The sequence below is a fragment of the Nocardia sp. NPDC055029 genome, from assembly GCF_053608525.1.
In genome coordinates this window covers 203,873-228,993 of record NZ_JBSGVQ010000005.1, presented here as the reverse complement: position 1 = coordinate 228,993, position 25,121 = coordinate 203,873, and the positions used below count along the sequence as shown (strand labels likewise).

Annotated in this window: 25 protein-coding genes; 15 read left to right on the top strand and 10 right to left on the bottom strand. The window is 65.5% G+C overall.

Going from position 1 to position 25,121, the window contains the following annotated elements:
* Positions 1 to 3 precede the first annotated feature (3 nt).
* A complete protein-coding gene (locus ACWF9G_RS07325) occupies positions 4 to 435 on the top strand; it encodes a carboxymuconolactone decarboxylase family protein (protein ID WP_452514350.1) in 432 nt (143 codons plus the stop codon).
* Between the two features lie 72 nt (positions 436 to 507).
* Here ACWF9G_RS07325 and ACWF9G_RS07320 read toward each other — a convergent pair whose 3' ends face one another.
* Positions 508 to 1,380 (bottom strand): alpha/beta fold hydrolase, encoded by an 873-nt coding sequence (locus ACWF9G_RS07320; protein ID WP_452514348.1) that lies wholly within the window; start codon positions 1,378 to 1,380, stop codon positions 508 to 510.
* Positions 1,381 to 1,478: 98 nt separating this feature from the next.
* Here ACWF9G_RS07320 and ACWF9G_RS07315 point away from each other — a divergent pair, with 98 nt between their 5' ends.
* From ACWF9G_RS07315 to ACWF9G_RS07290, 6 genes are all read left to right on the top strand, one after another.
* A complete protein-coding gene (locus ACWF9G_RS07315) occupies positions 1,479 to 1,895 on the top strand; it encodes a winged helix-turn-helix transcriptional regulator (protein WP_452514346.1) in 417 nt (138 codons plus the stop codon).
* A gap of 124 nt (positions 1,896 to 2,019) precedes the next feature.
* Complete coding sequence (locus ACWF9G_RS07310) at positions 2,020 to 2,925, top strand: hypothetical protein (RefSeq protein WP_452514344.1); 906 nt, start codon at positions 2,020 to 2,022, stop codon at positions 2,923 to 2,925.
* A 78-nt stretch (positions 2,926 to 3,003) separates the two neighbouring features.
* Positions 3,004 to 3,432, top strand: a complete 429-nt coding sequence (locus ACWF9G_RS07305; protein WP_452514342.1) for a nitroreductase/quinone reductase family protein — start codon at positions 3,004 to 3,006, stop codon at positions 3,430 to 3,432.
* A 442-nt stretch (positions 3,433 to 3,874) separates the two neighbouring features.
* Positions 3,875 to 5,116 carry an oxygenase MpaB family protein gene (locus ACWF9G_RS07300; RefSeq protein WP_452514340.1) on the top strand — a complete coding sequence of 414 codons (1,242 nt, stop codon included), beginning with the start codon at positions 3,875 to 3,877 and terminating at the stop codon, positions 5,114 to 5,116.
* A gap of 49 nt (positions 5,117 to 5,165) precedes the next feature.
* Positions 5,166 to 5,462 (top strand): hypothetical protein, encoded by a 297-nt coding sequence (locus tag ACWF9G_RS07295; protein ID WP_452514338.1) that lies wholly within the window; start codon positions 5,166 to 5,168, stop codon positions 5,460 to 5,462.
* An 89-nt stretch (positions 5,463 to 5,551) separates the two neighbouring features.
* Entirely contained in the window at positions 5,552 to 6,562 is a 1,011-nt protein-coding gene (locus ACWF9G_RS07290; protein WP_452514336.1) for a hypothetical protein, read from the top strand.
* Here the strand turns inward: ACWF9G_RS07290 and ACWF9G_RS07285 are convergent.
* On the bottom strand, positions 6,489 to 6,986 hold the full coding sequence (locus tag ACWF9G_RS07285; protein WP_452514334.1) for a MarR family winged helix-turn-helix transcriptional regulator: 498 nt from the start codon (positions 6,984 to 6,986) through the stop codon (positions 6,489 to 6,491). The genes ACWF9G_RS07290 and ACWF9G_RS07285 overlap by 74 nt on opposite strands.
* A gap of 440 nt (positions 6,987 to 7,426) precedes the next feature.
* Positions 7,427 to 7,753 carry a hypothetical protein gene (locus ACWF9G_RS07280; protein ID WP_379036053.1) on the bottom strand — a complete coding sequence of 109 codons (327 nt, stop codon included), beginning with the start codon at positions 7,751 to 7,753 and terminating at the stop codon, positions 7,427 to 7,429.
* Here ACWF9G_RS07280 and ACWF9G_RS07275 point away from each other — a divergent pair.
* The gene (locus tag ACWF9G_RS07275; RefSeq protein WP_379303297.1) at positions 7,746 to 8,156 is read left to right on the top strand and encodes a hypothetical protein; all 411 of its coding nucleotides are present in this window, start codon (positions 7,746 to 7,748) and stop codon (positions 8,154 to 8,156) included. The two genes, ACWF9G_RS07280 and ACWF9G_RS07275, sit on opposite strands and share 8 nt — an antisense overlap.
* A 507-nt stretch (positions 8,157 to 8,663) precedes the next feature.
* On the opposite strand, the gene ACWF9G_RS07270 is transcribed toward ACWF9G_RS07275, so the two are convergent.
* Together ACWF9G_RS07270 and ACWF9G_RS07265 are read right to left on the bottom strand one after the other, a co-directional pair.
* Entirely contained in the window at positions 8,664 to 9,347 is a 684-nt protein-coding gene (locus ACWF9G_RS07270; RefSeq protein WP_452514332.1) for a GntR family transcriptional regulator, read from the bottom strand.
* A gap of 139 nt (positions 9,348 to 9,486) precedes the next feature.
* A complete protein-coding gene (locus tag ACWF9G_RS07265; RefSeq protein WP_452514330.1) occupies positions 9,487 to 9,876 on the bottom strand; it encodes a winged helix-turn-helix transcriptional regulator in 390 nt (129 codons plus the stop codon).
* A 274-nt stretch (positions 9,877 to 10,150) separates the two neighbouring features.
* Here ACWF9G_RS07265 and ACWF9G_RS07260 point away from each other — a divergent pair, with 274 nt between their 5' ends.
* Together ACWF9G_RS07260 and ACWF9G_RS07255 are read left to right on the top strand one after the other, a co-directional pair.
* Positions 10,151 to 10,501 carry a DoxX family protein gene (locus ACWF9G_RS07260; protein WP_379303290.1) on the top strand — a complete coding sequence of 117 codons (351 nt, stop codon included), beginning with the start codon at positions 10,151 to 10,153 and terminating at the stop codon, positions 10,499 to 10,501.
* Between the two features lie 336 nt (positions 10,502 to 10,837).
* The gene (locus tag ACWF9G_RS07255) at positions 10,838 to 11,836 is read left to right on the top strand and encodes an alpha/beta hydrolase (RefSeq protein ID WP_452514328.1); all 999 of its coding nucleotides are present in this window, start codon (positions 10,838 to 10,840) and stop codon (positions 11,834 to 11,836) included.
* A gap of 37 nt (positions 11,837 to 11,873) precedes the next feature.
* Here ACWF9G_RS07255 and ACWF9G_RS07250 read toward each other — a convergent pair whose 3' ends face one another.
* Together ACWF9G_RS07250 and ACWF9G_RS07245 are read right to left on the bottom strand one after the other, a co-directional pair.
* Complete coding sequence (locus ACWF9G_RS07250; RefSeq protein ID WP_452514326.1) at positions 11,874 to 12,593, bottom strand: hypothetical protein; 720 nt, start codon at positions 12,591 to 12,593, stop codon at positions 11,874 to 11,876.
* Between the two features lie 317 nt (positions 12,594 to 12,910).
* Positions 12,911 to 13,393 carry a hypothetical protein gene (locus ACWF9G_RS07245; RefSeq protein ID WP_452514324.1) on the bottom strand — a complete coding sequence of 161 codons (483 nt, stop codon included), beginning with the start codon at positions 13,391 to 13,393 and terminating at the stop codon, positions 12,911 to 12,913.
* Positions 13,394 to 13,674: 281 nt separating this feature from the next.
* On the opposite strand from ACWF9G_RS07245, the gene ACWF9G_RS07240 reads away from it, so the two are divergent.
* From ACWF9G_RS07240 to ACWF9G_RS07220, 5 genes are all read left to right on the top strand, one after another.
* A complete protein-coding gene (locus ACWF9G_RS07240) occupies positions 13,675 to 15,267 on the top strand; it encodes an Hsp70 family protein (protein ID WP_452514322.1) in 1,593 nt (530 codons plus the stop codon).
* 274 nt (positions 15,268 to 15,541) lie between these two features.
* Positions 15,542 to 16,555, top strand: a complete 1,014-nt coding sequence (locus ACWF9G_RS07235) for a trypsin-like serine peptidase (RefSeq protein ID WP_452514320.1) — start codon at positions 15,542 to 15,544, stop codon at positions 16,553 to 16,555.
* A 10-nt stretch (positions 16,556 to 16,565) separates the two neighbouring features.
* Positions 16,566 to 17,567: a hypothetical protein gene (locus ACWF9G_RS07230; RefSeq protein WP_452514318.1), complete on the top strand. Its 1,002-nt coding sequence runs from the start codon at positions 16,566 to 16,568 to the stop codon at positions 17,565 to 17,567.
* Between the two features lie 82 nt (positions 17,568 to 17,649).
* Positions 17,650 to 18,207, top strand: a complete 558-nt coding sequence (locus ACWF9G_RS07225; protein WP_452514317.1) for a hypothetical protein — start codon at positions 17,650 to 17,652, stop codon at positions 18,205 to 18,207.
* Positions 18,208 to 18,481: 274 nt separating this feature from the next.
* A complete protein-coding gene (locus ACWF9G_RS07220; RefSeq protein WP_452514315.1) occupies positions 18,482 to 20,902 on the top strand; it encodes a serine/threonine-protein kinase in 2,421 nt (806 codons plus the stop codon).
* 114 nt (positions 20,903 to 21,016) lie between these two features.
* Here ACWF9G_RS07220 and ACWF9G_RS07215 read toward each other — a convergent pair whose 3' ends face one another.
* From ACWF9G_RS07215 to ACWF9G_RS07205, 3 genes are all read right to left on the bottom strand, one after another.
* Positions 21,017 to 21,466 carry a hypothetical protein gene (locus ACWF9G_RS07215; protein ID WP_452514313.1) on the bottom strand — a complete coding sequence of 150 codons (450 nt, stop codon included), beginning with the start codon at positions 21,464 to 21,466 and terminating at the stop codon, positions 21,017 to 21,019.
* Positions 21,467 to 21,479: 13 nt separating this feature from the next.
* Complete coding sequence (locus ACWF9G_RS07210; protein WP_452514311.1) at positions 21,480 to 23,312, bottom strand: acyl-CoA dehydrogenase; 1,833 nt, start codon at positions 23,310 to 23,312, stop codon at positions 21,480 to 21,482.
* Between the two features lie 729 nt (positions 23,313 to 24,041).
* Positions 24,042 to 25,094, bottom strand: a complete 1,053-nt coding sequence (locus tag ACWF9G_RS07205) for a zinc-dependent alcohol dehydrogenase (RefSeq protein ID WP_452514404.1) — start codon at positions 25,092 to 25,094, stop codon at positions 24,042 to 24,044.
* Positions 25,095 to 25,121: the final 27 nt, after the last annotated feature.

Genomic DNA, 25,121 nt, shown 5'->3' with positions numbered 1-25,121 from the left:
GCCATGGACGACAACGACAATGACCTGGGCGCCGAGAACTCGACGGAGCTGAGACGCCGACGCGGCATCGGGGTGTATTCCCGGATCTTCGACGTTCCCGACCACGACGTAGCCGCGGTCATGTCTGCCCGGGTCGGGCCGGTCTTCGCCGCGGAAGCGTTTGCCGCCGCCGGGGGAGCGGCCTGGACCCATCCTGCTCTGACCGCACGCGATCGCAGCATCGCGATCATCACGGCGCTGGCCGCCCAAGGTGTCTCCGGTGACCGGCTCACCACCCACCTGAGACAGGCCGGCGCGCACGGCATCAGCCACGATGGGCTCACCGCTTTGATGACACTGCTGGCTACCTACATCGGCTACCCACGGGCGTCCTCGGTGATGGAAACCATCGAGCGCGCAGCCGATTCCGGCTTCCACCACCGGGACGATGGTTGACGGGCGTGGCGGCCGCGTTCAGCCACTCGAGCACGGCGGCGAAAGCCGGCATACCGGCGGAAATGTCGAGGATCAGGCGAGTCGTTCTGCGGTGAGGAAGGGCATCAAGAGGTCGAGCAGTTCGCGCGGCCTGTCCAGCGGGATGATGTGACCGCAATCCGGAATGACCTGTCCTACAAGATCATCGGTGATGGGTCGAAGCTGCCGCTCCAGCGCGTCGCCGACGGGGTGGGCGCCGATCGCCAGCGTGGGTGTGGTGAGCCGGTGGGCCGTCACGGCGAGCTCGAGCTGGTGGGCGCTGGCCGGCAGTGCGCGGTAATAGGAGAAGGCGCACCGGAGGGCGTCGTCTCCGGTGTAGGCATCGACGAACGCGTCGTGGATATCGGCCCGCACACCCCGGCCCCGGGTACCGGTGGTGAGAAACCAATCGATATACCGCGCCTCGTTGCCGAGCAGGACCGTTTCGGCGAGACCGGGGACGGCGTGGAATCCGAACCACCACGGCGGACCCGCGGCGAGGAAGTCCTCGGCACCGGGGAGCCTGCCCAATAGTGCCTCCATGACCACCAGCCGTCGTACCCGGTCGGGATGGCGCAGGGCGAGCAGGACTGCGACCGGGGTGCCTGCATCGATCGCGACCACGTCCGCGGCGGGTTCGCCGAGGGCATCGAGGATCCCGGCGATATCGGCGGCCAGCGTGCCGGCGTCGTAGCCGTCCGACGCACGGGTGGTGGCACCGAACCCGCGTAGGTCCGGGGCGATGACCCGGCAGTGGGCGGACAACGGGCCGATGATCTCGCTCCACAGTCGCCAGGTGTGCGGAAAACCGTGCAGCAGAACGATCGCGGGGCCGGAGCCGGCCAGGGCGACGTTGGCACGGATGCCGTTGGTCTCGATCTGGCGCAGCTCGATGGGGGCTGTGTGGAGCGGTGGCGTGTGGGCCATTGGCCCCTCCTGGTAGTTACGATTAGTTACCAGGAAACGGTAGGTAACGTCGGTTGCGCTGCCAAGAAGGCACTTCGACTACAGGTGGTGAGGTCCAGGTGACTGCTCGATCAGCGCAGGCGAAGACGCCGGTTCGCGGTGATCTGTTCGATTGCCGATGCCCGACACGTCAATTGCTGGACCGCATCGGCACGAAATGGACATCGATGGCGGTCAAGGTGCTCGCGCAGGCCGCGCCGGGCGAGGTTCGGTTTGCCGAGCTGCGGCGGCGAATGCCCGGTGTGTCCCAGAAGATGCTGTCGGTGACCCTGCACAATCTGGTCCGGGACGGTCTGGTCACCCGCCGGGTGGAGCCGACAGTGCCACCGCGCGTGCACTATCGGCTCACCGAACTGGGCTTGTCCCTGGAGGTCCGCTTGGCGGCACTGCGCACCTGGGCCGAGGATCATATGGCCGAGATCGACTACGCCAACACCGTCAACGACGCACAAGCCGACCCAACCGTCACCAAGTAGCTTCCCGACACACGCCCATGCCGCACAAGACGAAAGATCAAGGGGCCCTCCCGTCCCGAGCCTGGCCCGACCCGTCCTGACCCCACCGGCGGTACCGTGGAGGTACCCGTGGGGGAGGAACAAGATGGTATCGGTGACGCTGTACCGCTATTCGTTCAATTTCCGCTATGCCCTGAACGACCGGCAGATGGCGGGGTTCGACCCGGGCCGGGCATTCGTCGAGATCTATGCCGTCGACACGCCAGAGGGCCGGGACGAGCGCGGGTGGACCTGCCTCGACCGGAGGACGGCGACACGAAGTATCCGGGTCGAGGCCACCGCCGGGGACTGCGCGGCGTGGATCCGGGCCCAGACCGAGGCGCTGGATGCGCTGTGGACCACCGAACAGCAGCTCGTCCATGATCTCGGCATGCGGATCGAGGGCGGCTTCTCACACGGACTGCGGCGTGATTCGGGCTGGGCGGCGGCCCGCCGCCGCAGCCGGGCCGCGTCACGGCAGGCATTCGACGGACTCGAACAGCGGCTGCACGACATCGCCGAGCGCTATCGCCCCGTCCGCGAGCAGGTCGAGCCCCGCGTGCACGAGGCCGACGCACGCGCACAGGAAGAACAGGCACGACTCTGGAAAGCCCAGCGCGAGCGGGAAAGACGCGATGACCGCTTCACCGAGCTGGCCGCCCAGACCCGATGGAGCTACCGCGTCACCGAATCCGACCGAACCGTCCACGTCTTCCGCGCCGACGACTCGACCCTGACCACCGGCGAACTGATCGACGAGCTCCAGCGCCCCACCCACCATCTCACCGGCTACACCGTGCACTGGGCCGCCGCCGATCGCGCCGAGATCGAGCACGTCAGCGGCGCGGATTTCACCACCTGGTGGGCCGTGGTAGCTCCCGGCCATTGGAACGATTCCCGGCGCATCCCGTCCCGCCCGCCGACCCGTTCCGGCCCATCCATCGGCGGCCACTCCAGCTACGGCGGCCACTCCGGCTACGACAGCTTCTCCTCCTGTGGTGGCGGCTTCTGACGCGACAGCCCAGCACTTTCGTCGCCGCGCCGCAGCGGTTCCGAGGTCATGGAGGTACCCGACGGGAGAATCCGGACCATGAGCACACCCGAGGACTGGAACACCAAGATCATCGCCGAGTTCCGTGCCAACCAGGGCCGCGTCGGCGGCAACTTCGAAGGCGCCCCGATGGTGCTGGTCCATCACCGCGGCCGCAAAACCGGCCGCGAACTCATCACCCCGATGATGTATCTGGCAGACGAACACGACCCCGACACCATCTACGTCTTCGCCAGCAAGGCCGGCGCACCCACCAACCCCGCCTGGTATTACAACCTCACCACGGCAGGCGCCGCCGACATCGAGATCGGTACTGACACATACCCGGTCACCGTCGCCGAGATCGCCGGCGCTGACCGGGACCGCATCTTTGCGGAACAAGCCCGCCGCTATCCAGGATTCGCCGGCTACGCGGAGAAGACCGCCGGGATCCGCACCATCCCTGTCCTCGCCCTCCACCGCGCCTGACCTCGGCAGGCGCGTGCCGTGCGGGTGCATCGGCCGTGGGTAGGTGACGGCAGCCGCTCGGCCGATACGCCAGGGACAGCCTTGATTCGATCGGAGGTGGGCGCGGATCGACGCCGGCACGAGTTGGCCAGTGAGGGAGCGCGTCCGACAGCGCCAGTGCGTGTCCTGAGGACTGCCGCGTTATAAGTTACTTCTCGTTTCGAGGAAGAACGCTAGGTTGCATAGGTGACGGGAGGGTAGATCAACAGGCGTTCTGCCAGAAAATGTCCGGTCTATTCCTGCGTGTATGGCAATAATTCGGCTGTTGAAGGGTGTGAATCAGAACGCATCCCTGCGCCCGCCTGTGGTGTTAAGTTAATCTCTATTCCGTCAAGCGATGGTGGGTGAAGGCTCATCGTGCTACGACGGTCGGATTGCTTGATACTCAACGAGGAGTGGCGCCATGGACGCACTGAACAGGCGCAATGCAATGAAATTCGGCGGGATGCTGGGGGTGGTGGGCGCCTTCGCCCTCGCCACGCCCGCACGCTCGGAACCGTGGAGCTGGTCACCGGAGGGATCCATCGCGGGCTCGGGCTCGGGCGCGGATCCGATGACGGTGTGGGATCCCGAAGCCGATGCCCTGGTCCCCGGGCTGATCGACCGGGGCGACGTCCCCCGGGTCAACGAACTGCTACGGACCTGGAAGACCAACGGGCAACCACTACCGGCCGGATTGCCCGCCGATCTCCGGGATTTCATGGAAAACGCGCGCAGGTTGCCGCCCTGGACCGACCCTGGCAAGCTCGACGCGGCGATCCAATTCAACAAGAAGCGGGGCCTCTACCTCGGGGTCCTGTACGGATTCGCCAGCGGCATGATGAGCACCGTCATTCCCAAGGAGGCCAAGGCGGTCTATTACTCCAAGGGCGGGCACGATCTCAAGGACCGCATCACCAAGACCGCCAAGCTCGGCTACGACATCGGCACCGCGAATTCTTATGCCGCCGACGGGGAAATGATCGTCACGTGCGTCAAGACCCGCCTGGTGCACGCCGCGGTGCGGCACCTGCTGCCGCAGTCGTCGCACTGGGTGCACTCCGCCGAGGAGGACATACCGATCAGCCAGAACGACATCATGGTCACCTGGCACAGCCTGGCCACCACGGTGATGAAGTACCTGCTCTCGTGGAACGTGCCGATCCCCGCGAACGAGTCCGAGGGCTTCTTGCACTCCTGGCAGGTGGCCGCGCACCTGCTCGGTGTCCGTGACGAGTACATCCCGAACTCCTGGCCGCAGGCGAACGGTCAAGCCGCGCAGGTTCTCGACCCGATCCTCGCGGTGACTCCCGAAGGCGTCAAACTCGCCGACCGGCTGCTGGGACTGGGCGCCAACATCGACTTCGCCATCCTGAGCAAGCCGGTCCTCGGTGCGTTCACCCGCTTCCTGCTCGGTGACACCATCGCCGACGGGCTGGCCATACCCCGCGAACCCGTCTGGGATCCGTTGCTGCGTGTCTCCTGGGGTCCGTTCATCGCTGTGCGCGAGGGCCTGCTCACCGCGGTCCCGCCGATCGGCGATCCGTACTGGCTGCTCGACGAGTTCCTGCGCAAGGCGGCCCTGATCTACCTGGCCGAACTGCGCATGCCGATCAGCATCGAGATCCCGACGATGAACCGCGACATGAGCAGGCCGCACCGCTGAGCCGTGTCCAATTCCGCTGTTTCGATCCCCCGAAGTAAGGAGACGCACGATGCGTCCATCGCTCTTTCTCGCCGGTGCCGCACTCGCGTCGGCGGCCGTTCTCGGCACCGCACCGAACGCGACAGCTCAGCCGACCGGTCCCGTCGCCGACGCCGGCACCGGTTCGTCGGTCGTCGACTCCGCCTCCAGGGCTGCGCAATCCGCGGTCGAACTCGCTCAGCGGGGTGATCTCATCGGATTCATCGTGCTGATGGCGATCACCCCGATCCAGATGGTCACCGGAGGCGTGTGCGACCTGGCGGTCGGCGCGGGGTCGTCCAATCCCTGTAGCCCCACCCGGTACTGAGGCACGTCCGAAATCGACACCACCGCAAGGTCCGACGAGCCATCTACCCCGTCGGCGTCGCCTGGGGCGACCGGGCCGGTGGGCGCGCGATGGATGGAATCGAGCGCGATGTCGTCGGTGGTGGAGGCTTCGGCGACAGCCGCCGCATGGTCGTCGTCGGCGTCGCCGGGGGCCGTGCCGAGGTGCTTGCCGTCGTCGGTGGTGGCGTGGAGAACGTCGGCGACACCGACGTCGTGGCAGAACCGGCCGGGATCGTGATCGTCGTGGTGCTGGACGGCGCGGGCTTCGTGGTGGTCGGCACCGCGGTCGTGACGGTGATGGTCGACGGATCGGCCGTCACCGTGCTCGGGCCGGGGGTGACCGCGTCCGACGGGGTCAGGGGAACAGTCACCGTGGATGTCGAGGTCGTGGGAACCGTGCCCGGGTCCTGCGCACTGGATGTGCTCTTGAGCGAAATGCTCGCCGTGGCAGAGAAACTCGCACTCACCGAGATCACCGTCGAGTTCCCCGGGGCGGTTTCGGTCGGCGCGACCGTCGGTGTTTCCGTCGAACTCACTGTGCTCGCGGGGGCAGGGTCGGTGGTCGGTGTGTCGCCACCGTCGATGTCGCCTGGGGCGACGGCCTCGCTCGGTATGTCGGAGGCAGCCCTCGGGGGCAGCACGGCGGCCTCGCTTGCGGCCACGCTGGAATCGGCCGGGGCTACGGTGGGTTCGCACGAGAAAGTGTTCGCCTCGTTCGCCCGGACCGGCGGGCCCGAGTCGGCTCGGACGGCGAGCGTCGTCCCGATGGCCGTGGCCACCAGCGCCGCCGCCACGCCCGCGCGCGTCAGCTGTCGTCGAAGCCGGTCGGCTGCTGACGTCGGTGCGGGCCGGTCGTGTCGCCGGAGAATTGTCGGGTCGCTGTCCGGCTCCGTCACCGGTTCTTCGGTGTTGTCGACGTTGGGCATCCAGCTCCTGCTTTCTCCCTGGAACTGTGCCGACCGTGATTATCGACGACGGCACATATCGCGGTCGGCGTGGGTGTGTGTCAGGGATTCGAGTAGGGATCGACCTCGCGCAGCCGTTGCCGGTGTATTCGCTGCAACTCGCCGGCGCGGGTGAGAAAGTCGGCGATTGTTTCGAGTTCGGCGGTGTCGTAATAGCTCAGCAACATCTTGTAGCTCTCGACGATCATCGGTACGACGAGTTCCTGTACGCGATGGGCCGCGAGTTCGGTGGCCATCACGATCACGCGACGACGATCGGTCGGGTGCAGCGAGCGGGCGATATAGCCTTGCTTCTCCAGCCGGTTGAGCATGATCGTGACACCGGCGGAGGTGAGTCCGAGCCGTTCGGCAAGCATTCCGGGCGTCGTGGATTTCTCGTCTTCCAGCAGGACGATCTCCAGTGCGCGCCGATCGGTCTCGTTCACGCCGAGCACTCTGATCACCTCGCGGATCAGATCCTCGACGGATCCGTGATAGAACTCCAGCGCCCTTTTGAGCTCGACGGGGATCCTGGCGGGTTCGCTTGTTGTCGGGCACACAGGCTTTCCATCGATCACGTGAAACCTAGAACCGCTCACCAGAACTCACCGATCAGGGCGTGCTCGTTCGCCGGCGTCCGACTCCGGCCGGCGGGGTCGGGGTGTGAAAGCGGGCATGGTGGCTCCTGTCAATCGATCGACCGGCAGCTTGGACCCGTGGCTGACGAACATCACGAAAGCGGCACCCGCTCCGGCCTTCGGAGCGTTCGTGGCGGTGTCGGACATGCACTGTACGACATGGCCGGGGATGCGACACCGCGCATCGAGAAATTCGCTCGAAGTGGCCGCTGTTCACCAAACGTCAAGTGGGGCAACCACTATCGGGAAACCGTAGTCGTCAGGTGCGGGTCGGGTGAGGTCGGACCGGGTTGCTTGCGCAACCCGGTCCGGAGGTGTTCGCCGCAGGCCGGACGTGTGCACGCCGGCGCTGATACGCGGGCTCAGGTCACATTGGTGGTGGTGAGGGTCGGGGACGGGTTCGGGTAGCACGAGGTCGCGACGTTGCCGACGAAAGAGACGTTGGTTGTCATCGTCATGCCGGGACTGGCGTAGCTGGTCCCCGCGTACTTGCTGGTGATCGGTGTACCGGCGACACCAGCGGTGACGTTGATGGTCACCGCGGGGGGAGTGAAGCTGGTGCCGCCCGCGATCGGACCCGGCACGGTGAGAACGACATTCCCACCCGACGTCGCTACCGAGCCGGCCACGGTACCCCCGGAGGCGGTCGCCGAGACCAAGGTCGAATTCGCGGGAGTCGGAATGGTCATCTTCAGGTTGCTGATGTTGTTCACGGTGAAGCCAGACGCAGAACTGGGAACCGACGAGGCGCCCGGCGTGATCGTGATGGCCACCGCGGAACCCGACGCCACCGAGCTCGGCGCGGTGCCGGTGACCGATGTGTTCATGCTCGAGGTTTGGCCGATACCGAAGACGGTGCCCCGGCAGCTCCAATTCACGCTGACGGGGGCGGCATTTACCGGTGCGGCCAAGCAGAATACGGTTGCGACGGCCACCGGAGCGAGAAATCCGGCGCGAAAGAGGGAAGAGGTCGATCTCATGGCGATCTCCAGAAATATCGAGCAGCGGTGTGACGGGATGTCGAGCCGCAAATGGGTGTTCAAAAAATATAGCCCGCTCTGCTCTTTCTGTGGCCGAAATCGTGAATCCTAACATGTCGGAATTATCATTATTCGCGATTAGATATTTACTCTGAATAGTTAATTCCGGAAAGCTTTCGAATTGTTCGCCGGGGCCGGACGGGTAGGATCGCAGCGGGTCGGCGTAGCCGCCAGGGCAACCCGCAGGCCTCCGAGACGCGGCTGCCGCGGATCCCGAAGTGCCGCTGCCGATACCGCCCCGGAGGACTTGCCGATGACTGAGCGTCCTGACGCTTTCCCGGCCATGGATCCGGTGACGAGTGCGGAGGGTGTGGCTAGACGCTCACGTGTGCTGTCCGCCGCTGGCGGGGATGTGCGGCTACGTCGGCAGCCATATCGCGCCGGCGGAACGATTTCCGGACTACCGATCGGTATTCACGGATCCGACGCATCACCTCTACTCTCGCTCGAGCTGAACGACTCCTCGACCCGGCTGCTTCAGCTGACCACACCCCCGAGGTGCTCTCGGGTAGTAGGTCCAGCCCGTCGGGTGCGGATCGTGGGAGATCAGGCGCTGGGGTCAGCCTTCTTGCTCTGTCAGTGCGGCTGTCGTCAGGGTGAGGTGTCGAGTCAGGATGTCGACAGCGGCGTCGGCGTCACGGGCGAGTGTCGCCTCCTCCAATCGGCGATGCTCGTCGACGCCGTCTCGCTCCGGGCTGCGGTGTGCCGACCAGCGGCGAGCGAGCTCGCTCGCGACCCACAGCCGGTCGAAAATTTCCAGCAGCACCGGGTTTCCACACCCTTCCAAGAGGGCGCGGTGAAAGACCCGATGAGCCTCGGCCCATGCCTCGCTGTAGTACTCGCCGTCCTCCGGGGTGAATGCCGGAGTGCGCGCGAACCGGTGGTAGGCAGCTCGGACATCGCCCTCCCAGTCGAGGTCACCCCGTTCGATCGACATCCGTAGCAGGACTGGCTCGATGGCCCGGCGGGCCTCGCCGATCTGCTGCCAGCGGTGATCGGAAAAGGCGGGGACCGCGAAGCCGCGATTGGTCAGCCGTTCGGCCAAGCCCTCGCCGACCAGCCGCACCAGCGCTTCACGCACCACGGCCAGACTCACCTCGTGTTGCCTGGAGAGATCCTGCGGTTTGAGCGCATCACCGGGTGCGTACTCGCCGCGCATGATCGCGTTCCGCAAGTGCGCGTAGACCTGCTCGGAAAGCATCTGCTTCGCCGGCGAGGTCGGGGTGTGGGCTGTCCGAGTCATGCTCCGATCATAGATCGATTTGCCAAATCATCGATTATTCCTGCTTTCGTCGATTGCGCTCGAATGACACGATCAGGAAGTTGCGCGGCTGAGGCGGTGGGCCGGTGCGACGCCGACACCGCCAGGCCGCCACGGCTGATCACGGACCGATCGACGTCGCTGACAGCCGCCTCTGCTCGGCGGCCTCGTGAAAGGCGACGACCGCCTCACCATTGACTCTTGCCCACTCGGTGAGCTTTCTGATGGGCTCCTCCAGGGTGCGCCCGAGCTCGGTCATGCTGTACTCCACGCGGGGTGGCGCTTCGGCGTACGTGCGCCGTTCGATGAGCCCGTTGTCCTGTAGGCGGCGCAGCGTCTGCGTCAGCACCTTGCGCGAGACGCCACCGATCAATTCGACCAGCTCACCGTGGCGCAGGGGGCCGTCGCTCAGGGCGAAGAGTGTGACCACGGCCCATTTGCTGGAGATGATCTCGATGGCCATGCGGGCAGGGCAGTCGGCGAGGAACACGGTTCCGGGGCGGAGGCTCACAAGCCGAAGGGTACCTTTTGGTACCTAACGGATACCTACCTTCAAACGTATGCAGCACACCACGTTCGAAGACGCCACACTTCGGCCGATCCTGAAACTCGGGTTCAACGGCGGACCGAACCGTTCCGTGTCCACACTCGGACCGCCGACCACGACGCCGTGATCTCCCAGCCCGCGCAACTCTGCACCCGGCTGTTCGAAAGTGCCTGACCGGCGAACCGTGCCAGGTCGGCACATGTCCCACTCCGCTTCGCCCAACAATCGAGGTTTCACCATGTTCATCGTCTATGTCACCATCGCCGCCCTGACGTCAGTGGTGCTCCTGGCTTCCGCCGGAGCCAAATTCACCCGGCCTCAGCGGCTCGTCGACCAGATGTCCACCCTCGGCCTGCCGTACAGCGTGCTGCCGTTCCTGGGCCTCGCCCAGATAGCCGGCGTCGGTGGTCTGATCATCGGACTCTGGTGGGAGCCTGTCGGCATCGCCGCTGCCGTCGGCTTGGCGCTCTACTTCATCGGTGCAGTCGCCACACACCTGCGTGTCGGTGACTACAAGGGAGCCCTCCCGGCAACCGTCCTCACCGCTGTCGCCATCGTTCTCGCCGCAGCACGCTCCGTAACCCTGTGACTGCCTCCGCTCTCCGGTAGGAGCGCACCGCCCCCGGCGGAGGCGGGAGGCGTTGTAGGCGTGGTTGTCCTCGCGAGGCATGCGCCGCCGAACCCGGCGCGCAGCGACGGGCTCATAGTGCCCTCGAGGATCAGTGGCCACAGCCACGCTTCGGCAACAGGCATACCTGCGGTGCGGGGGTGCGTCGGCCGAGCCTTCCCACGAAACCCGGACTCTGCCGTCTCGCCCGACCTAGGACGCCCTGGTCAAGCGCGAATCAATTTTGGAGTAACAAGCTTCGAGACAGGAACGGTATGCCTTTCGGATCCGGCGACCGTCCGGGTCCGGGAGGATCTGATGACAGCATCACCTTCTCGGTTCACCGCGATGCACCGCCAGATCCTCGGCGCGGTAGCGGCTCTCGGCATCTTCGCCTCGCTGCTGGTGCCGGGCCCGGCGCATGCTGCCACTGCGACGATCGACCATCGCGTCGCGCGCAGTGACACCTGGGAGCAGCTCTACGTCTATTCACCGGCGATGGGCCGCGTGGTCGGCCTGGACGTGCTGCATCCGCGGGGATCCGCACCACGTCCCACCCTGTATCTGCTCGATGGCACGGGCGCGCGTGATGATCAGGCGCAGAGTACCTGGACGATGCGCACCGATGCGCCGGTCTTCTTCGCGGACAAGAATGTCAACGTGGTGATGCCGATCGGCGGTGGCGGCACGTTCTACACCGATTGGCTCGAAGACGACGACGCGCTCGGTCACAACCGGTGGGAACAGTTCCTGACTCACGAACTGCCGCGATTGATGAATCAAGAGCTCTCGGGAAACGGTGTGAACGCGGTCGCAGGGCTGTCGATGGGCGGGCAGGCCGCGGCAACGCTTGCCTTCCGTAACCCTGGCCTCTACCGGGCCGTCGGTGTCTTCAGCGGTTGTCTGCTCACAGGCGGCGTCGGCCAGCCCATGGTCCGTGCTGCGGTGCATCACCGTGGCGGGAACCCGGACAAGATGTGGGGCGGCTCGCTCGCGCCCGGCTGGGCAGCCCACGATCCCACCAAACACTTGGGCGCCCTTCGCAACACCGCGTTGTACATGTCTGTCGGCAGCGGCTCGCAGGGCCCGGCCGATGTCGACTTCGACCCCAGCTACTCCTACCCGCTCGACCTCGCCGGGGCAATCAGCCTGGAGGAAGGCGCACACGCCTGTACCCGGACCGTCGAAGGATTGATGCGGGGTGCGGGCCTGCGACCCACTGTGCGGTACACAGCGTTCGGCACCCATTCCTGGCCGTACTGGCAACAGGCGCTACACGACTCGTGGCCCACTCTGCGTGCCGGGCTCGGCATCTGACGAGGCTGTCCCGAATAGCGATCAGGGGCTGAGTACGTTACCCGCCCCCGATTCCGGGCCGCCGAATGTATCGTCGAATGAGTTTGCGATTGCGGTGATACGGCCACCACCGATCCCGGAAAGACAGTGAGCCGGCCAGCAGTATTGCCCCGACAACAGTGAAGAAGCCGGCAAAGACGACAGTCACGAGGAATTCGACACTGAACTCCGCGCCGTAGCTCAACACGCCGGGCACCAGGAAGCAGAAGGGCACGAAGCCGACGAACGACCATGCGAACGCCCGATAATAGAGAAAGAACCATCCGTCCCACCAGCCGAGCAGACCCCACAGCGCGATTCCGAGACCGATGAAGGCCAGCCACAACCATAGGCCGAGCAGGTCGGTTTCACTCGGTGAGAACGTATCCGTCCGCCCGTCGACCGTGATGCCGACGACTTGCCCGCGCCACACCTGCAGACTCGCCGGCAGGCCCGCTCGAGACCTGTCGTAGAGATCCCAGCTCACCTCGTGGGATTGGCGGGAACCATCGCCGCGCTGCCATGTGAGCTCGTAATGGGTTGTCCTGGTGGTGCTTGTTGTGCCGTCGCTGCCGGTCGTCGTGGAAGTCGTTTCATAAGTACGCCGCTCACTGATCGAGACAGACTCCTGGGTGAAACAGGTGCCTCCGGTCTGCTCACATCGCAGAGCATGGTGGAACTGCCTTGTCTGACGATAGGGGTCGATGGCAGCGGTGAGCGCGAACACGATCACACTCACGCCGACGAGAACGACAAGCAATCGTCCGAGCGAGAGCGTGCGCCGCAGACGCGATGGTGTGCGATCCCGCTCAGGTCTCAAGTCGGCTCCGGTGATACTCGTCCGAGACCTCCAAGTCTACGGCTCCAGACGTCGATGCGACTCGGTTTCCTTGCGCTGGAACAGGATCCGAATCGCCGCGCCTGGAAGCCATGCGAATACGCGGTGCCGATTTGTCGAAACGGGTTACCGCGCAGGCGGTCCCGTGAAGGGTTTCACTGGGTGTAGAGGGGGAACGGGCGGCGATCGAGCAGCCGGGCCACCGCGTCATGGCCGAATCAGTGCTGCGCGTTCCAGAAACCGATCGCGATCGCACCCCACCAGCAAACCTGGGAGATCGCTCCCGAGGCCGCTCCCCACAGCAGCAACCCTGCGGGCAATGGAGCGGACGTAGCGTCAGAAAGTCGACGGCTGAGCAGCGTGGCCTGGATGCCGTTGATCGTGAGCAACGCGGTGAACACCATCTTTGTCTGCGTGAGAGGCGAACTCAGATTCGGCTCCAACACGCACCCACTGGCGACCAGTGCGGCCAGTCCCGCCCAGATCGGTACGTGCATGCGGGAGACCCCAGCCATCGCCTCGGCCAGAGTGCTTCGCCCCAGCAGCCATAACAACGTCAGATAGTCGGCGATCAGGACACCGCCGAATCCCAGGACCAGCGCGGCCAGATGCACGAACAGCCCCGCTGTGTGCAGAGCGGGCTCTGGATGAACGTGCGCAGCGACCCACAGCGCGGCCGCGAGTACCGCTGTCGAGGCCACCGAGCAGGCACCGATCAGCCACCACGAGTCCAGAAGTCCGATCGGGCGTGCTGGTTCGGGAGCCGGCCACCGATTCCGGACGCGGACCGTCGGCACCTGAGCATGGGGTGTGCCCCAGACTACCGGCGGCAACACATCATTCGGTCGAACGACCAGGAACTCTTCAGCCATATACGTCTCCATGTAACAACCCAGCAATCAGTTAGGGAAGGCTAAACTACAACTTCGGTTCGGGTAAAGATGCACGGAGAACGCACACCGACCGCAGGAGGACGGTGAGGATGAGTAGTGGGTGGGGCGTGTCTGTCGGCGCGCAGAACATGGTGTGCGTGTCTGTCGGCGCCGGCGCAGAGCCACTCGTCAGCGGCGGGCGCACCGCGACCTCGACCGGCTCCGGCACAGTCGAAAACTTTCGCGGGTTCGGCGATCTGCTGTGTGCCCCACAGCAGTTCTCGATGCCGGAGGCGGCGGCTGCCGACCTGATCGCGCACGCGGTCGAAGACATGCTGGCAGCCGTCGGCGCGGTTGCCGAGCACACCGTGCTCGCTCATCCTGCCGTCTACCGGTGCAGTCAGCTCGCCTCCTTGCGGCAAGCCCTGGATCGATGCGGGCTGGACGCCGTCGACCTCGTGACCGAGCCGCTGGCCTGCGCCGCAGCGCTGAATCACCGGGTCGACCGTGAAGATCCTGACGCTGCTGCAAATCCCGGGCCGGTCCTGGTCTATGACCTGGGTGCGACCTCGCTCGACCTCGCCGTCGTCATCGACGACGAAACCGGCCACAGGATCGCTGGAACGCCGGTGCGTTCGTACCGCTTCGGTGGCCGCTGTACGGCAGCGGCGGTTGCCGCGGCGATCCATGACCATGGCCACGACATCGAACCCGGCTCGGGTACGGCCGATTCCCGGCTGGCCGGCAATGTCCGCGCCGCGCTCGTGCGCGATTCTGCACCGCTGATCGACGAATGTCTGCGCGCCGCCGGGCTTCCAGCTGAGCAGTTGGGCGCGGTCCTGCTTGTCGGCGGAGCGGCCACCCCGGCTGAGGTGGCCCACGCACTCGCGGATCTGCTGCGATGCCCGGTCGTGCGAGGCAACATGCCAGCGCACTCCATCGCGCTGGGCGCGGCCGTGCTGGGCGCCGCACGCCCCACACCCGACATCGTGATGGCGCCGCTACGTCGAGCGGCTCCCCGGATCGCACTGGCACTGGCAACGATCGCGGCGCCGGTCTTCGCCTCAGCCGGAGCCGGATTCGTCAGCCTCGACATCGGCGAGCGCGAACCCGGCCTCGCCCACACAGGCGAGCATCCCTCGCCCACACTCTTCGAAGGGTCCGTCCGCGGCACACCGGAGCCCACGCCGGTCATCCAGGAGACCGCCCCACACAACGTCGTGCCCGCTTCGTCGAGTCGAGCGAGCACGGAGTTATGGACCGCAGCGCCTGGTATGAGCTGGCCATTCGATCCGCCTCCGGCAAGCGGGACTCATGTGCCGCTCGAGCCACGGCCCCGACCAGCTACACCCGAACGGTTCGATCCGCCGACGACGCCGAGTGACGACCATTCAGCAGCTGTCGTCCTGGCCGAATCGACCGACTTCCCGGTCATAGCGGTCCACTACCCAGAACCTGAGGACCATCGTGGCCGGCAGCATCACGACGATCCTCGACAGCTGCCAGAAGCGCCGCCGGATCCGACACCGTCCCAGCCGGCCGACCCCCCGACGAATCCGCCCACGGGCAGCGCTCCCTCCGAACCGGTCGACAACACACCGCCGCCGGCGACCACGCCCGGAGACCCGACATCGAACCCGTCCAACGCCGATACCCCCGCTGCCGCGACCACAAGCGATGGTGCCGCCATCGCGAGCGGATAGCGGTGACTGACCGGGTGTACCAACGACACAGGAATGGTCCGCACCTGGCTGGGGTAGCTCACGCTCGTCTGTCGGTATACCGGCCCCACCGAGCCTTAACGGCACCGGCGGGGCCGGTGTTGTCCGGATGCTCGTCGTCAACTCTGACTTCGCGACGTCCTGAGCTTCCAGCCGTCACGATTGCGTAGCGGTGTGCAAGACCGTGGTCCTGCGGGGAATAGAGTGCAATATCGTTGTGGTTTCCGTGGCCGAACGAGGTACGGGGCGGTGCGATATGGACGATGGACGCCGCGCGTCCGGCGACATCAGCTCGATCGAGCGGGTCGACCCACTGGTGCCGACAGACGGCGGGCCGATCGTGACTCCAGGCAACGTCGAACACATTGCCTCGGTGCTGGCCGACCCCGCGCAGGCCTGGCGGTCAGAGCCGGTCGGTCGCAAGATGGCGGCAGCGAATCTTCGCGGCATCGACATCCCGGACAACGCCGATCACGTGGTGATCGACCGCGAGCTCGAGCAGGCGATGGGCGATGACGACATGGTGCCCGGGTTGTGGCTCAAGCGGGCAGCCGCGGCCGCGGATTCGGTCGCTCTGATCAAGACACCCCGCGGACCGGCGACCGGCTTCCTGGTGTCGGACGAGCTGCTGCTCACCAACTGGCACGTGTTCCCGACGTTGGAATCGGCACAAGATCCTCGGGTCCGCGCGGTCTTCCGGTTCGAGGAAAACGAAGCCGGCCAGATCCGTTCCTCGGTGAGCTTGAGGTTGGACCCGGACCGGTTCTTCGTCACCGGCGACCGGGAACTCGACTTCGCGTTGGTGGCAGTCGCCGCACTGCCCAACGGAAGAGCGGCGGCGACCAGATTCGGCCGGATCCGATTGAACCCGGCCATCGGGAAGGTCCTCCAGGGCCAGCCACTCAACATCATCCAACATCCGGGCGGGAATCCGCGCAAACTGGCGTTCCGACAGAACCTGTTGCTGAAGGTGGACCCGACACGGCTGATCTATCAAACCGACACGATGCCCGGATCGTCCGGTTCACCGGTGTTCAACGACGAGTGGGAGCTGGTCGGGCTGCACCATCGTGCCGAACAGGCACAGGACGCTCAGGGCAGGCAGATCGACATCAACGGCAACCTCGTCACACGACAGACACCCGATCACCTACGCCACTGGATCGCCAACGCGGGCATACGTGTATCGAGCATCGTCGCTCGACTGGAAACGCTGAACCTGTCGACGGACCAGGCCGCATTGCTCACCAAAGTTCTGCAACAAGACTAGGAGCAGGTCCATGTCGACAACGCTGCTGTTCATCCATGGTCGTAGCCAGGAGAGTGACGACGAGATCGCTCGCGATCCTGACCGGCTCGCGGCCTACGTCCTGGGTATGAAGCGGAAATGGGTCGGGGGCCTGGCCAAGGGATTGATCACGGCTGGACGCGGTCCTATCGACGAATCCCACGTCGTGTTCCCGTTCTACGGCAACGTCTTCGCCACCGCCATCAAGGATTTCGAGGCAGGCGGTGGCCGACGGCCGGAGCTCGAAATGCTCGACACCGCTGCCGACGCCGACGAAGCGAAGCTGGTGCAGACAAAGGTCGCTCTGCTTCTGGATGCCGCGGGCGCGATCCGCTACGACCCGGTCAAAGAACTCGGCTACACCGATCCCGGGGTCGGGCTCACCGAACACGACGTGGCGCAGGAGCTCGGGTTCGGAGATGCGCTCAAGCTGCCGGTGGTGCGTGGCGCCCTGCAATTCCTGAGCCGCAAGACCGGGGCACCCGCGCTGATCATCGAACGATTCCTCGACGACGTCGCCTACTACCTGGAAATGACCGAGATGCGAGAGCAGGTCCTCGCTCTCGTCGAGCGGGACCTACGGGCGAAAATGGGGTCGGGTGGTGATGTCGTAATCGTCGGGCACAGCCTGGGCAGCATCGTCGCCTACGACCTGCTCACCCGGCTCCCGGCGGCATACAAGGTCAGGCAGCTGGTGACCGCCGGCAGCCCGTTGGGGTTCCCGATCGTGCAGAAGAACCTTCTGGGCAAGGTCGCCGGGCGGCGCCCCGGTATCCCAGCGCAAGTCCCGACCCGCGCAGCTGCGTGGTTGAACGCCTATGACGTGCTGGACATCGTCGCCCTCGTCCACCCGTTGGCGGGAACATTCGACGAGTCCTTCGCCGGCCAGCTCGCCGATGAGCGAACCCACAACCCGACCGGACCCCATGCCATCGAAGACTATCTCGCCGACCCGGACGTCGCGGTGCCGATCGCTCGTGCGATGGAACGATGACTCTCCTAGCTGATCCTGATCTGTGGATTCGACGAGGCGGGATTGTCGGCGCGCATGCATAACAGGTGAACGGGGAAGCGACATGGTTGAATCTGCGGAGTCTGGCGACCTGGCTCGCCTGCACGAGGACCTGCGTGCCGAGTACGCGCAACTGCTCGACATCGTCAACGGGTTCGATCAACGACTGCTCACCATCAAGGGCTGGGGGGTCACGCTGAGTCTGGCCGCCCTGGGCCTGGGATTTCAGCAGAACCACTACGGCTTGTTCCTCGTCGCTGCCGCCAGCGGGGTCGCGTTCTGGCTGCTCGAGGCATTCACCAAAGCTCACCAGGTGCACTACTACCCCCGCATGCGTGCCATCGAAATGACTGCGCACACGCTGTTCTCGGTAGCGTTGCCCGGCGGCGAACGTGCATCCTCACCGCTCATCGACTGGAGTTGGTGGGTCGCCGAAAACCCGGTCCGACCCGACGGGCACCGGGCCGACCCTGCCGATCCGAAACCGGGGGAGCGCCCATCCTCGTGGTGGCGGCGGCAGCCGTGGTTCTTTGCTCACGTCATGTTTCCACACGTCGTCGCTATCGCGTTGGGAACCGTGTTGTTCGTGCTCGGCCTGGCCGGGGTCCTCGGCCCGATCTGAGAGCCAGATTTCGCCGATACCAGTGGATCTCAGCGTTGCCGCCCGATACCGGAATTCACCGATAGACGACGTCCGAATTCACAGCAGCTGGGGGCCGCGGAGTAACGGTCGCGTGTGGTGGTGATTTGGACGGCGGCCCCGGGGCGGTGGAAACTCCGATCCGACGTGGGCGCCGAGGGTTGTCAGCGTCGCTCGGGGGATGATAGTGCCGTGTGATGGTGTCCTCCTGACCCACCGACCGAGGAGCGCGTAGTCCGGCTCGATAGGTGCAGACATGAGCGACAGTTCCGACTCCGGGAATGGGTTCGGGCGACCAACGGCGGGAATCGAATTCGGCGCCGTGGCTGCTTTCGCCGCCGCGTGGGAAGCCGATGTCGAGCCGCCGCTCATCGCCGACTACCTGCCGGGCGCACGCCTGGATGCGCTGATCGACCTGATCCGGATCGACCTGCGGCATCGGCGGCTGCGCCGACCGCCCGCGACCCACCCCGACGATCCCGTCGCGGCCACCCCCAGGCCCAAGCGGCTGCGCGAATACTGTGCCGAATTTCCCGAGCTGACGCGGGATCGAATTCCGGCCAGTCTGGTGTACGACGAGTTCGTGATCCGCCGCCACAGCGGCGAACGCGTGGATGCGGGCGAATATCTGCGGGAGTACCCCGAGCAGGCGGCGCGGCTGCGCGAGCTGCTCAACGCCGACCACGAGGACCAAAGCACCCGGCGCGGCGGCCCGGAACTTACCGCCGCGACCTCTGTCGATTCGATCACCTCGTCGGGGGATGCGACTCGCACTGCCGCCGACCCCCGCACCGCCCACGACCCGACCGGTACCCCGGCCACCAGACTGGGCCGTCTCGTGATCGGCGATCGCATCGATGATTTCGATCTGCTCACGGCCCTGGGCAGCGGTGCGTTCGCTCGGGTGTTCCTGGCCCGGCAGCGCTCGTTGCAGCGGCTGGTCGCGGTGAAGATCTCCGCCGACCGCGGCACCGAACCGCAGACCCTGGCCCAGCTCGACCACGACTACATCGTGCGAGTCTTCGATCAGCGGCTGCTGGACGAGCCCGACCTGGACAGAGATCCCGGTGGGCCTCGGCTGCGACTGCTGTATATGCAATTCCTGCCCGGCGGCACCCTGCTGGGCGTGTTGCACCGGGTACGGGCCACCCCACCGGACCAGCGCAGCGGACAGCTGCTGCTGGACGCGGTGGATGCCGCGATGGCGGAGAAGGCCGAGATCCGGCCGACCGATTCCAGTGTGCGCGCGGAGATCGCGAGGCTGTCGTGGCCGGAAACCGTCGCCTGGCTCGGGCGCAGGCTCGCCGAGGCGCTGGCCTACGCGGACGCGAATGGCGTGCTGCACCGTGACGTCAAACCGGCCAATGTGCTGCTCACCGCCGAGGCCGTGCCGAAGCTCGCCGATTTCAACGTCAGTTTCAGCCGCGATCTCGACGAGACCAACCCGGTCGCCTATTTCGGCGGCACATTGTCGTACATGGCGCCCGAACAGCTGGAGGTCTGCCACCCTGGCTACGACCGGTCCGTCGACGATCTCGATACCCGCGCGGACATCTATTCGCTCGGCGTTGTGCTGTGGGAGCTGCTCACCGGGGACAAGCCATTCGACGACACCACCGCGGGCGAACACGACGATGCCACCACGCTGGCGGCCATGGTGCAGCGCCGTCGCGCCGGGGTGGATCCGGGCGCGCTGGAGCGGATTCCGCCTGACTGCCCGGCGGGGCTGCGCCGGGTGCTGCTGATGTGCCTGGCGCCCGAGCGTGACCAGCGGTGGGCCGGTGGCGCGGAACTGGCTCAGCAGCTGGAGGTGTGCCTCGACGAGCGCGCCCGAGACCTGGTCGACCCGCCACCGTCCAGCTGGCGGCTGCGACTACGGCCCTGGCTGGTGCCGGTGGTGGCGCTGGCCCTTATCATCCCGAACGCGCTCGCATCGGCGTACAACATCGAGCACAACGCGACGCTGATCTTCGAACGGCTGAGCCTCCCGGCGCAGCACGCGGCACGGTTCACCGCAGCCATGACGAACGTGGTGTTCTTCCCCTTGGGCATCGCCCTGGTGCTGTACATGGCGCGGTATCTGCTCATCGTCCCGCGCGGCCTGCGCCGGGGCCGGGAATACGACTCACGGGTGCTGGCCCGGGCACGATCGGACGCCCTGTTGTTCGGCGATCGTGCTGTGCTGGTGTCGTTTTCGCTGTGGACTCTGGCGGCGATCATCATCCCGCTCGTGATGTACTTCACGACCAAAGAGCTCACCGGGGAAATGCTGCTGCACTACCTGGGCGGAGCAGTGGTCTGCGGTGCGATGGCAGTGGCCTACCCATTCTTCCTGGTGACGTTCTACATGGTGCGCTGTCTGTATCCGATGCTCCTCCCACACGGCGACATCACGGCGGTCGATGCGCTGCGCCTGCGCGGACTCGATCGCCGGTGCACCGTGTATCTCGCCGTGGCGGCGGCGGTGCCGCTGCTGGCGATTGCCGGGGTGACCTTGCTTCCCCCGGACGACATGCCGTTGGTGCTCCTGGCCGTGCGAGTGTTGTGCGTTGGCGCGGTCCTTGCCTTCATCGTCGTGTATGTGCTGTTCCGGGCGATCGAGGCCGATCTGAGGGCGCTACGACGTGTGGTGGATCCGGTCGGCGGACAGCGGGAGCCGGACGCGATGCGATCTTGACCGCTCTCGTCACAGCGGCCTCTCGACTTCGTGCGGAGTGGGTCGCCGATAACCAGGCTTGCTCGATCTCGCTACGCGGGTGCGACGGTGAAAAGCCGGGTTGCGCCACGACGCCTACCCCCATAGCTGGTGACGTCCCTCCGCGGTACCGAAACATGCTGCCTTGGAATAGCTTTCGGACGTCAAAGAAGATACCGACACTCTGGCGGAATCGCCACTGTCCTCGGCTGTTTGCCTGTGGAATAGGTCCCGCGTCGTCTGAACGCAGACGCACGAGCGGAGGTCGGCGCCGAGGAGGGCTCCGTAGAATCGTTCGACGTCCGGCAACGCCTCGCTGCATGCACGCTCATGAATCTCGGAAAAATAGTCGCGAAGCAGTGCCCTCGCGGCGTGAACAACGGGCTCGCTACCGCCGGCATCATCCATGCCGAGAATCTCGCGGACCCGGGCCCGAAATTGGTTACGGGACAACGAGAAGCTGTCGCGGATCTCCTCCGCCGACGGCCCGCCGACCGGCTGTAGCCGGAGGGCGAAGTCGATGATGGCTTCTTCTTCGGGGTGCATGCTCGCAACCCGGTCAGAAGGCGGCTTCGTCGAGGTCCATGATCTCGCGGTCGAGATTGGCCAGGACACCACGGGTAGCAGTCAACTGCGGCAGCACGTTGCGGGCGAAGAACCCTGCCACGGCGACCTTGCCGCGATAGAAGGAGGCATCACGCGCTGCCGTGCCGGCGGTCAACGCCGCCTCGGCGACGATAGCTTGCTCCAGCAGCCGCCAGCCGATCAGCAAATCACCCACGGCCACAAGGAAACGCACCGAACCGAGGCCGACCTTATACAACTCGCGCGGGTCCTTCGCGGCGGACATCATGTAGCCGGTCAGCGCGACAGACATGGCCTGGACGTCGGCCAGAGCGGTGGCCAGCAGTCGCAAATCGGCTTTGACGGCCGCGCAGTCGGATTTCACGGTGAGTGTGATCTGGTCGGTGAGATGTGCCAGCGCGGCGCCCTGCCCGCGAACGATCTTGCGGAAGAAGAAGTCCAGAGCCTGGATGGCAGTGGTCCCCTCGTACAGCGAGTCGATCTTGGCGTCCCGGACGTACTGCTCGATCGGATAGTCCTGCAGGAAACCCGAGCCACCGAGGGTCTGCAGTGACTCGGTCAACATCTCATACGCTCGTTCAGACCCGACGCCCTTGACGATCGGCAGCAGCAGATCGTCGACCTGACGCGCCATCTGTGCATCCGCGCCCGAGACCGCCTGGGCGACAACACTGTCCTGATGCGCTGCCGTGTAGAGATAGACCGCGCGCAGACCTTCGGCATAGGACTTCTGCAGCATCAGACTGCGCCGCACGTCAGGGTGGGCGATGATCGGCACCCGCGGAGCGGTCTTGTCCAGCATCTGGGCCATGTCGGCGCCTTGGACCCGTTCTTTGGCGTAGGCCAGCGCGTTGAGATACCCGGTGGACAAGGTGCCCGCAGATTTCACGCCGACGGTCATGCGAGCGTTCTCGATCACCTTGAACATCTGGGCGATGCCGTCGTGCACGTCACCTACGAGATAGCCGACGGCCGGGATTCCGTGTCCGCCGAAGGTGATCTCGCACGTCGGCGAGGATTTCAGTCCCATCTTGTGCTCGACGCCGGTGACGAAGACACCGTTGCGGTCACGCAGATCCAGGGTTTCGGGATCGAACAGATGGTTCGGGACATAGAACAGGCTCAGCCCCTTGGTTCCCGGACCCGCGAACTCGGGACGGGCCAGCACGAGGTGGAAGATGTTCTCGGCGGTGTCGCCGACATCGCCACCAGAGATGAATCGCTTGACGCCTTCGATGTGCCAGGTCCCGTCGGCCTGGGCGATCGCCTTGGTGCGTCCGGCGCCGACATCGGAGCCGGCATCCGGCTCGGTGAGCACCATCGTCGCCGACCAGCCTCGTTCGATGCCGATCTTGGCCCAGCGCTTCTGCTGCTCGTTGCCCACGCCATACAGCACAGTGGCCATTGCCGGGCCCAGGCTGTAGAAGAAGGCCGCCGAAGGGTCGGCACAACTGAGTATCTCGTTGACCGCCCAGGTCAGTGCCGCCGGCGCCGGCTGGCCGCCCATGCCTTCGGCCATCCCGACCCGCCACCACTGTGCGTCCTTGGCCACCTTCACGGTGGCTGCCAGCGCCTCGGACACCACGATGCGATGTTCCTCGGGGATGAACGTGGGTGGGTTGCGGTCGGCGACGGCGAACGATGCGGCCAGCGGACCTTCAGCCAAGGCGGCAGCCTCGCTCAGCATCACCTTCGCGGTCTCGGAGTCCAGGTCGCCGAATGCCCCGGAATCAAGAATGGAATCCAATCCCAGTACTTCGAACAAGTTGAATTCGATGTCCCGAACATTCGCGATGTAATGGCCCACGTTCCGACTCCATTTCCCGGCGTTGACGGTTATGGGGAAACGATGCACAACAATCCGGGATCTACGCAACCGTAACCCGGGAAACCTACGGCAACGAAACCGTAGGAAACCAGGAACGGCCCCTTTGTGAGCTCGATCACTGCTAGTTCTGATCGCTTGCCCATCTCGCTGTGTTGCGTCTCGAATGGGAGCGCGCCAAAACCTTGCGATGTTCGTCGACTCGCGAGCGCGAGATAGAGCGCCGCGGCGTCTTACGTCAAAGTTGCTATGCGTGTTACCATTTCGGCAACCATGGGTCAACCTCGCGTTGCACGTAAAGAGACGCGAACACCGTCGACAACCAGCTCGGCCGACTGCATGTCCTTATTCAACCCGACGGCGCCCATCATGAGATGGGCATTTCAGAGCAAGGCATCATGCCCTTGTCTGGAGATTCCTGTGTCCGAAAATCTGAGTGCCCACAAGGCTCAGGATCCAACTAGGCTCGAAATAGTCGCAATGCCGAGCCCTTGACATTGCTGCAACCCACTGCTGGACATTCCATGACGGACTGTAGATATCGATTCTTTACTGTCTCGCAGCGGGTCCTTGAACACCCAATGGTGAGCACGTCGTTGTCGGCGGCGATCGTCGCTGCGGCGTCGGTCTCGATGACCGCGGCGGTCGGTGTCAGCGCGGCGCTGTACCCGATGGCGCCGAGTCGGGCAGCGAGGTGCGCTTTTCGGCCGGTCAGACGCCGGGGTCGATGAGTACTTTTCCTTCGACCTGTCCGGCGGCCAGGCGGTCCAGGCATGCGCCGAGCTGTGCCAACCCGGCCGGCGGCTCGGCGAATTCCTCGCCGAGGATGGGCATTTCGGTCAGGATCTGCAGGGCAGCGGGCAGATCGGTATCGCAGACGTGTGCCAGTGTGGTTTCGAGGGTGATCTCGCGGAAGATCATCGAGTGCAGGTCGAGTTCGGGTTTCTGCTTCGGGATACCGACGGCTTCGACGCGGCCGCCGTCGGTGACCAGGTCCAGCGCGAGTGCCAGTTGGCCCGGCGCGCCGCTGGCCTCGATGACCACGTCGGGTTTGGCGCCGTCGAGGGCGTTGGTGATGTCCGCTGTCAGCGACGACGACGCGGTCACGGTGATATCGGCACCGAGGCGCTGGGCGCGAGCCAGGCGTGAGTCCGCGATGTCGACGACGGTGATCTCGTAGTCGCCGAGATGACGTAATCCGGCCAGCACGAACGAGCCGATCGCACCCGCTCCGATCACCACGACGCGATCTCCCGCCACGGCGCCGGCGCGGCGCGCGGCGTGGATGCCCACGGCCAGCGGTTGGGCCAGGGCGGCATGGTCGCTGCTCAGGCCGGGTGGCAGGGTACGCAGTGTCGCGGTGGGCACCGCGACGTATTCGGCCATCCCGCCGTGGATATTGAGGCCCAGCGTCCGGTACCGCGTGCACTTGTTGGTCCGGCCCTGGTGGCAGCGCCGGCACTCACCGCACCAGATGCCTGCGCCGCTGGCGACCAGGGTGCCCGGCACCAGCGGGGACTGTGGGTCGACCTCGACGATCTCGCCGACGAATTCGTGCCCGGGGATGAGCGGACCGAGGTGCCCGCTGTGCGGGTGCGGCTGGTGGACGGGAAAGACTTTCGGCCCGGCGGTCCACTCGGCGGCATCGGTGCCACAGATTCCCGATCGCAGGACTTTCACCAGAGCTTCCCCGGGACCGGGGGTTGGAATCCGGACTTCCTCTACCCGAATGTCCTGTGGCCCATGGTAGAAGGCGGCTCGCATCGTCGATGGCACAGCAGTGTCTTTCTG

Bases quoted from the DNA above. Each gene is read 5' to 3' on its own strand.
- ACWF9G_RS07325 (WP_452514350.1), top strand. From the start codon at position 4: ATGGACGACAACGACAATGACCTGGGCGCCGAGAACTCGACGGAGCTG.
- ACWF9G_RS07320 (WP_452514348.1), bottom strand. From the start codon at position 1,380: ATGGCCCACACGCCACCGCTCCACACAGCCCCCATCGAGCTGCGCCAG.
- ACWF9G_RS07310 (WP_452514344.1), top strand. From the start codon at position 2,020: ATGGTATCGGTGACGCTGTACCGCTATTCGTTCAATTTCCGCTATGCC.
- ACWF9G_RS07305 (WP_452514342.1), top strand. From the start codon at position 3,004: ATGAGCACACCCGAGGACTGGAACACCAAGATCATCGCCGAGTTCCGT.
- ACWF9G_RS07300 (WP_452514340.1), top strand. From the start codon at position 3,875: ATGGACGCACTGAACAGGCGCAATGCAATGAAATTCGGCGGGATGCTG.
- ACWF9G_RS07295 (WP_452514338.1), top strand. From the start codon at position 5,166: ATGCGTCCATCGCTCTTTCTCGCCGGTGCCGCACTCGCGTCGGCGGCC.
- ACWF9G_RS07290 (WP_452514336.1), top strand. From the start codon at position 5,552: ATGGATGGAATCGAGCGCGATGTCGTCGGTGGTGGAGGCTTCGGCGAC.
- ACWF9G_RS07275 (WP_379303297.1), top strand. From the start codon at position 7,746: ATGGTCATCTTCAGGTTGCTGATGTTGTTCACGGTGAAGCCAGACGCA.
- ACWF9G_RS07280 (WP_379036053.1), bottom strand. From the start codon at position 7,753: ATGACCATTCCGACTCCCGCGAATTCGACCTTGGTCTCGGCGACCGCC.
- ACWF9G_RS07270 (WP_452514332.1), bottom strand. From the start codon at position 9,347: ATGACTCGGACAGCCCACACCCCGACCTCGCCGGCGAAGCAGATGCTT.
- ACWF9G_RS07260 (WP_379303290.1), top strand. From the start codon at position 10,151: ATGTTCATCGTCTATGTCACCATCGCCGCCCTGACGTCAGTGGTGCTC.
- ACWF9G_RS07255 (WP_452514328.1), top strand. From the start codon at position 10,838: ATGACAGCATCACCTTCTCGGTTCACCGCGATGCACCGCCAGATCCTC.
- ACWF9G_RS07240 (WP_452514322.1), top strand. From the start codon at position 13,675: ATGAGTAGTGGGTGGGGCGTGTCTGTCGGCGCGCAGAACATGGTGTGC.
- ACWF9G_RS07235 (WP_452514320.1), top strand. From the start codon at position 15,542: ATGGACGATGGACGCCGCGCGTCCGGCGACATCAGCTCGATCGAGCGG.
- ACWF9G_RS07230 (WP_452514318.1), top strand. From the start codon at position 16,566: ATGTCGACAACGCTGCTGTTCATCCATGGTCGTAGCCAGGAGAGTGAC.
- ACWF9G_RS07225 (WP_452514317.1), top strand. From the start codon at position 17,650: ATGGTTGAATCTGCGGAGTCTGGCGACCTGGCTCGCCTGCACGAGGAC.
- ACWF9G_RS07220 (WP_452514315.1), top strand. From the start codon at position 18,482: ATGAGCGACAGTTCCGACTCCGGGAATGGGTTCGGGCGACCAACGGCG.
- ACWF9G_RS07215 (WP_452514313.1), bottom strand. From the start codon at position 21,466: ATGCACCCCGAAGAAGAAGCCATCATCGACTTCGCCCTCCGGCTACAG.
- ACWF9G_RS07205 (WP_452514404.1), bottom strand. From the start codon at position 25,094: ATGCGAGCCGCCTTCTACCATGGGCCACAGGACATTCGGGTAGAGGAA.